At 69.0% G+C, this 6,804-nt stretch carries 6 protein-coding genes; all 6 read right to left on the bottom strand.

All coding sequences use genetic code 11. The features are described from left to right. Nucleotides 1-162: 162 nt before the first annotated feature. From OXS49_RS12490 to OXS49_RS12465, 6 genes are read right to left on the bottom strand one after another with little or no spacing between them, the layout of a single operon-like run. Nucleotides 163-561, bottom strand: coding sequence for an AtzH-like domain-containing protein (locus OXS49_RS12490; RefSeq protein WP_267424487.1), 399 nt, complete (start codon nt 559-561; stop codon nt 163-165). Then, nucleotides 562-1,743, bottom strand: a complete 1,182-nt coding sequence (locus OXS49_RS12485; RefSeq protein WP_267424486.1) for an amidase — start codon at nt 1,741-1,743, stop codon at nt 562-564. After that, a complete protein-coding gene (locus tag OXS49_RS12480) occupies nt 1,740-3,356 on the bottom strand; it encodes an ABC transporter ATP-binding protein (protein ID WP_267424485.1) in 1,617 nt (538 codons plus the stop codon). Before OXS49_RS12480 ends, OXS49_RS12485 begins: the two co-directional genes overlap by 4 nt. Further along, complete coding sequence (locus OXS49_RS12475) at nt 3,353-4,180, bottom strand: ABC transporter permease (RefSeq protein WP_244001095.1); 828 nt, start codon at nt 4,178-4,180, stop codon at nt 3,353-3,355. The genes OXS49_RS12480 and OXS49_RS12475 overlap by 4 nt, the downstream gene beginning before the upstream one ends. Nucleotides 4,181-4,182: 2 nt before the next feature. Further along, nucleotides 4,183-5,154 carry an ABC transporter permease gene (locus OXS49_RS12470; protein WP_267424484.1) on the bottom strand — a complete coding sequence of 324 codons (972 nt, stop codon included), beginning with the start codon at nt 5,152-5,154 and terminating at the stop codon, nt 4,183-4,185. A gap of 4 nt (nt 5,155-5,158) precedes the next feature. Next, the gene (locus OXS49_RS12465; RefSeq protein ID WP_267424483.1) at nt 5,159-6,778 is read right to left on the bottom strand and encodes an ABC transporter substrate-binding protein; all 1,620 of its coding nucleotides are present in this window, start codon (nt 6,776-6,778) and stop codon (nt 5,159-5,161) included. Nucleotides 6,779-6,804 lie beyond the last annotated feature (26 nt).

Here is a 6,804-nt window from a genome sequence, read left to right as displayed (position 1 = left end):
GAGTAGCGCGATCTGGGAGCTAGTGCATCGATCCAGACGGGGGCGTCAGCCGAGTCTGGAAAAATTGATGCAAAACCAAAGAACTAGTGCTCACTCGCATGAACGAAGTGAATGCGTCAGAGCACTAGATGTGTCCAGTCCTCCGCGCCTGGCGATGATGTTTCACGACCCGATCGGCAGAATGGACACGTGGGCGGACACCACCTTCCATCCGAGACCGGGCAAGCGCATCCAGGTCTGGCTCTGACGCCCGATGCCGGTCTTACCGCGCGGCTTGAACTCGAAATTGACGGTGGCGAAGTCGCTCCCCAGCGTCAGGATCTCCAGCCGGATCCGTGCCTCCTTGGTACCGCCCAGTGGCGGATCAGCCGCCACGCGGGCGGCGTGGATCTCGGCGAATCCGTAGCAGTTCTCGGTCAGCGCGTAGCGGATCGTGTGCGGACTGTCCCGGAAGGTCGCGTCGAGGACGGCGACATCCTTCTCGACGAGCGCCTGCTCGTAGCGCTCGAACAGAGCCGCGATCTCGGCCACGATCTCCGGGCGGTTCACCGTCACGTCCATTCAACCCTCCAGAGCGACCGCTAGGCGGATCAGATCGAGGTCGGTCCCGCGCGCACCGATGATCGACAAGCCGACCGGCGCGCCATCGACGTGGGCGCCCGGCAGATTGACCTGCGGGACGCCGGTGAGCCCGCCGTGGCTCGTCAGGCAGGCGATGCGCTCGCGCAGCGGATGCAGCGCGCCGAGCGGCAGCCCGCGCAGGGGCGCCGGGAACGGCGTCGTCGGGAGGCACAGGATCGTGCCGGGGGCCAGGAGCCGCGCGAGGCGGGCCCTTGCCTCGATCCGCATCAGGCTCGCGGCGCTGCGCTCGGCATCGGTCATCATCGAGCCTTGGATCAGCGAGCGGGCGACCGAGAAGGCCATGCGTGGATTGCAGGCATCGAGCCAGGGCTCGAAGGTCTGCCACGCCTCGCTGCTCTGCAGGACGCGCTGCGCCCGCTGCCACACGGACAAGCCCTGCGGCGCCAGGGTCACGTCGCGCCGGTTGCCGATCAGGGCGGCCAAGCGGTCGATCTGCGGGGCTAGCGCCTCCTGAACCGCGGCATCGGCGAAGCCGAGCGCGTCGGCGGCCACGAGCAACGTCCGCGGCAGACGGTCCGGCAGCGCTTGGCCGAACAGCATCGCGCCGACCCGCGCGAAGGTCACCGCGTCCCGGGCAAACCAGCCACAGGTATCCGAACTCGGCGCCTGGACGCAGATCCCGGAAAAGTCGATGCGGCCGTGCGTCGGCCGGATGCCGTAGAGGCCGCAAAAGCTCGCCGGCACGCGCACGGAGCCGCCGGTATCCGTGCCCAGCGCGAAGTCGCAGGCGCCCGCGGCCACCGCGGAGGCCGAGCCGCTTGACGAGCCGCCGGGCACCCGGTCCGGCATCGCGGGATTGAGCGGCGTGCCGTCGTGGGCGTTCTCGCCGAGGATCCCCAGCGAGACCTCGTCGGTGACCGTCTTGCCGACGACCGAGGCGCCTGCATCGAGCAGCGTCTGCACCACGCCGGCATGGCGGGTCGGCGTCGGGTAGACGCGCGGCCAGTCCGGGTTGCCGCCCCCCGTGGGGGTGTCCGCGACGTCGATCAGATCCTTGACGGCGAAGGCGAGGCCGGCGAGCGGCCCCGTCGCGGATCCGGCGACGCGGACGCGTGGTCCAGGTAGGAACGGGTCCGTCGAGAGGGGCTGCTCGGCTGTCATGCGGGGATCGGTTCCTGCCATTGTGCGCCAGGCACGGCGGCGAACAGCGCCTTCGTGTAGGGGTGCTTCGGCGCGTAGAAGATCTCGGACGTCGGCGCGACCTCGACCACCTGACCAGCCCGCATCACCGCGATCCGGTCGCAGACCTGCAGCGCGACCCGCAGATCGTGGGTCACGAACAGCATGCTGAGGTGCAGCCGCGCCTTGATGTCGGCGAGCAGCGCCAGGACCTGCGCCTGGACCGAGACGTCCAATGCCGAGACCGGCTCGTCGGCCACCAGGATCTCGGGCTTCATGGCGAGCGCCCGGGCGATGCCGATCCGCTGGCGCTGGCCGCCGCTGAATTCGTGCGGAAAGCGCTGCGCCGCCGCGGGGTCGAGGCCGACCAGCGCCAGCATCTCGCACGCCTGGACACGCGCGATCCTGGGTTCGGTGCCGTGGATGATCGGCCCCTCGGCGACGATGTCGACCACGCGCTGGCGCGGATCGAGGGATCCGTAGGGGTCCTGGAACACCATCTGCACGCGCCGGCGATGCGGACGCATCTGGCGGCGGCTCAGATCGGCGACGCTGTGCCCGGCGAGGATGATCTCGCCGCCATCGATGGGCATCAGCCGGGTGATCGCCCGCGCGAGCGTGCTCTTGCCCGATCCGCTCTCGCCGACGAGACCCAGGGTCTCGCCCCGCCGGAGCAGGACGTCCACGCCGTCGAGGGCCCGGGTGACACGACCGGCGAACAGGCCGCGGGCGCCGTAGGTCTTCTCGAGCCGCTTAGCCTCCACCACCAGGGAGGCGGTGCTGGCGGCGCGCCGCGGCGGCGGCACGAGCTTCGGCACGGCGGCGATAAGGGCGCGCGTGTAGGGATGCTTCGGCGCCCCAAGGACAGAGGCCGCGAATCCCTGCTCGATCAGGACGCCCTTCTGCAAGACCGCCACCGTGTCGGCGATGTCGGCCACGACGCCGAAATCGTGCGTGATGAACAGGACGCTCGTCCCGTGCTCGCGCTGCAGCTCGCGGATCAGATGGAGGATCTGCGCTTGCGTGGTGACGTCGAGCGCCGTGGTCGGTTCGTCGGCAATGAGCAGCCGCGGATTCAGCGCCAGCGCCATGGCGATCATCGCCCGCTGGCGCTGACCGCCCGAAAGCTGGTGCGGGTAGGAGCGCAGGAGCTGCGCCGGGTCCGGGAGGTGGACGCTCTCGAGGAGCGCGAGGATGCGCGTCCGGCGGTCTGCGCGCCCGAGCGTCGTGTGGATCCGCAGGACCTCGTCGATCTGCCGTCCGATCGTGTGGAGCGGGTTCAGAGCCGTCATGGGCTCCTGGAAGATCATCGCGATGCGCGCGCCCCGGACGCGCCGCATCTGACGCGGTGGGATCGCGGCGAGATCCGCGCCCTCGAATAGGATGCGCCCGCCCGACACGCGCACGCGCGGCCCCGGGAGCAACCCGAGGATCGCGCGCGCCACCATCGACTTGCCCGATCCGCTCTCGCCGATCAGGCAGGTGACCGCGCCGGGCCGCAGGACGAGGTCGAGGTCGGAGACGGCATTCGGCCGGTCCGCGCCGGGCGGCAGCGTGATCGTCAGCTTCTCGATCTCGAGGACGGCGTCGCTCATCGCTCACGGAGCCTCGGGTTCAGGACCTCGTTCAGGCCGTCCCCGACGAGGTTGATGGCGAGGACGGTCAGCAGGATGGCCATCCCGGGGAACGTGCAGATCCACCACGCCGACCGGAGGACCGCGCGGCCCGAACTGATGATCAGGCCCCAGCTCATGACGTTGGGATCGCCGAGGCCCAGGAAGGCGAGCCCCGCCTCGATCAGGACCGCGGTGCCGATCAAGAGGGTGCCGACCGCGATGATCGCCGCGGTGCAGTTCGGCAGCATGTGGCGGAAGACGATGCGGGCATCGCCCGCCCCCAGGCCGTCGCAGGCCAGCACGAACTCGCGGCCGCCGAGCGCCACGAACTCACCCCGGACGAGGCGGGCGATGCCCGGCCAGGAGACGGCCACGATGGCCACAACCTCGCTGAAGAGCGACGGCGACAGGATCGCCACGATCAGGATCGCCAGCACGAAGGCGGGGATCGTCTGGAAGAACTCCGTGAGCCGCATCAGCGCGACCTCGACGCCGCCCCGGTAGTAGCCGGCCAGCCCGCCGATCAGGGTCCCGAGCAGGATCGCCGCCCCGGTGGCGCTGAGGCCGATGATCAGGGAGGTGCGGGCGCCGTACGCGATCTCGGCGGCGACGTCCCGGCCCAGCGTGTCGGTGCCGAGCAGAAACGGGCCACCCGGCGGCTGGAGGGCGGGGCCCACGAGCCGGAACGGATCGCCCGGATAGAGGAGCGGCGTGAGCGCCACGAGGACGATCAGCCCGAGGAGCACCGCCGCGCCCGCGAGCGCGAGGCGGTTGCGCGCGAACCGCGCCAAGCCCGTGCGCATCGCTAGAGCTCCAACCGCGGATCGAGGCAGACATAGACGAGGTCGACCGCGAGGTTGATCACGACGACGAGGCAGGCCGAGACGAAGAAGATGCCGAGGAGCAGGTTGAGGTCGCGCGACTGAAGCGCGTTGAAGGCCAGCGTGCCGACCCCGGGCCAGCCGAAGACCGTCTCGACCACGATGGAGCCACCGATCAGGTTGCCGGCCTGAACGCCCGCCATGGTGACCACCGGCAGCAGCGCGTTGCGCAGGACGTGCCCAGCCATCACTCGCGCCTCGGTCTGGCCCTTGGCGCGGGCGGTGGTGACGTAGTCCATGCCGACCTGCTCCAGCACGGAGGCGCGCATCACCCGCGCGTAAACCGCGAGGTAGAACAGCGCGAGCGCGACGGCCGGCATGACGAGGTGGCGACCGACATCCCAGACCGCGTCCCAGCCCTCGTTGTCGGCGCCGACCGTATCGTAGCCGCTGGTGGGCAGCCAGCCGAGGCGGATCGCGAAGACGACGATCATCATCAGCCCGAGCCAGAAGCCCGGAGTCGCGTAGGCCACGAGGCTGACCAGGGAGATGACCGCGTCACGCCATGAATTGCGCCCGGTCGCCGCCACGAGGCCGAGGAGCGTGCCGATCAGCAACGCGGCCGCGAAGGCGGTCAGCATCAGCAGCCCGGTCGGCCAGAGCCGGTCGACGATCAGGCTCCCGACCGGGCTGTCGTTGCGGAACGAGTAGCCGAGATCGAGGTGGAGCATGTTCAGCAGGTAGACGCCGAACTGCGTGGCCAGCGGCTGGTCGAGGCCGAACTTGTGGCGCAGCTGCTCCATGTATTCGGGGCTCGCCGCGCCGCTCTCGCCCGCCAGCACGGAGGCCGCGTCGCCGGGGGCGAGGTGGATCAGGAAGAAGTTGAGCACGACGATGCCGAGCACCACCGGGATCGCCAGCAGCAGCCGGTAACCGAGGAACCGCGCGAGCCGCACGGGACTACTTGTCCATCCAGGCCCGTTCGAAGGCTTGTTGGGTTCCGAGCGGGCCGGTCGTGTGGTCCTTGAGGCGTCGGTTGAAGACGCTGACGTACTGCACGTCGATGAGCCAGATCATCGGGCTGTCCTCCGCCAGCACCTGCTGGACCGTCTTGTAGAGCGCGGCGCGCTTCTCCGCGTCCGGCTCGCGCGCGCCCTCGCCGAGCATGCGGTCGACGTCGGGATTCGAATAGAAAGTGTCGTTGACGAAGGTCACGCCCTTGCGGATCTGGCTGGTGAGGAACTGCTTGTTCAGCCCGTAGACCGGGTCGACGCCTTGGCTGAGGAACGGCTCGTTCAGGTCGTAATCGTAGTTGGTGTAGACGCGCCGCAGCCAGGTCGCGGTGTCCTCCGAGCGCAGCGTCACGGCGATGCCCACGATGGCGAGCGCCTGCTTCAGGTACTCGGCTTGCCGCAGCCACTGCTCACCGAAGGAATTGACCTCCAGATGCAGGGCGAAGCGGGTCCCGTCCGCGCCGCGCGGGGCGCCGGCCTCGTCGAGCAGCTTGTTGGCGATGTCCAGCCGGTCCGGCACGTCGTAGTGGCGCACGTCGTCGGTGTAGAGGCCGGCGGTCTTGAACTTGCGGCTGAGCGGGCCGGTGGCGGGCAGGCCGTAGCCGAACATCACGTCCTTGAGGATGACCTTGCGGTCGATGGCGTAGGCGATTGCCTGGCGCACTTCCTTCTTCTGGAGATGCGGGTGACGGCCATTCAGCTCCAGGACGCTCTGGGCCGGCGTCATCTCGTAGCCCTTGGTCGTCAGATCGAGGATCGGGTTGGTCTTCATGCGCGCGAGGTCGGCGTAGTTCACCGCGCTGTACCCGGCGAAATGCGCTTCCCCCGCCTCCATGGCGGCCGAGCGGGTGGCGGCGTCCGGGATGAAACGGGCGACGATCCGGTTGAGATACGGCAAGCCGGGCTTCCAGTACGTCTCGTTGCGATCGAGGCGGACGAACTGACCGCGCTCCCAGCTCGCGAACTTGAACGGGCCGGTCCCGATCGGCTTGTTGGCGCTGGGATTCTGCAGGACGTCCGTGCCCTCGAAGACCGAGCGGCACAGGATCGGCAGGTCGCGCCCGGAGAGCGCCTTCATGAGGTAGGGTGCCGGATTGGCGAGCCGCAGGATTGCGGTCATCGGGTCCGGCGTATCGACGGCCACCAGCTCCGCAAGCATGACCGGCGCGATCGGATTGTACTTCTTCAAAATCTCCATGAGGGAATACTGCACGTCGGCACTGGTGAACGGCTTGCCGTTGTGGAAGGTCACGCCATCCTGGAGCTTGAATGTGATGGTCTTGCCGTCGGGCGTGACCTCCCACGACTTCGCGAGGTTCGGCTGTGGGTTCTGGTCCCAGTCGTAGGTGCACAACCCTTCGTAGACCTGCGTGGCGATCGGCGGGATGTTGCCCGCCGACACCGCGTAATGGGCCAGGGTCGAGGGCTCGGGATGGACGATCATGACCATCGTGCCACCGCGCTTCGGCTCGGCGGCCTGCGCGCCGCTCGCGGCGGCCGCGAGGCCGAGGGGAAGCGCCAGAACCGTGCGGCGGGAAAGATTGGTCACGTCGGACGTGCGAGACAAGCCAGAAGACTCCTGAAGCGTCCAGC

Origin of the sequence: Methylobacterium sp. GC_Met_2 (assembly GCF_026540795.1) — a bacterium.
In the GTDB taxonomy this organism is placed as follows: Bacteria; Pseudomonadota; Alphaproteobacteria; order Rhizobiales; family Beijerinckiaceae; genus Methylobacterium.
The sequence above is the reverse complement of the archived record's forward strand: the minus strand, read 5'-3'. Positions and strand labels throughout refer to the sequence as shown.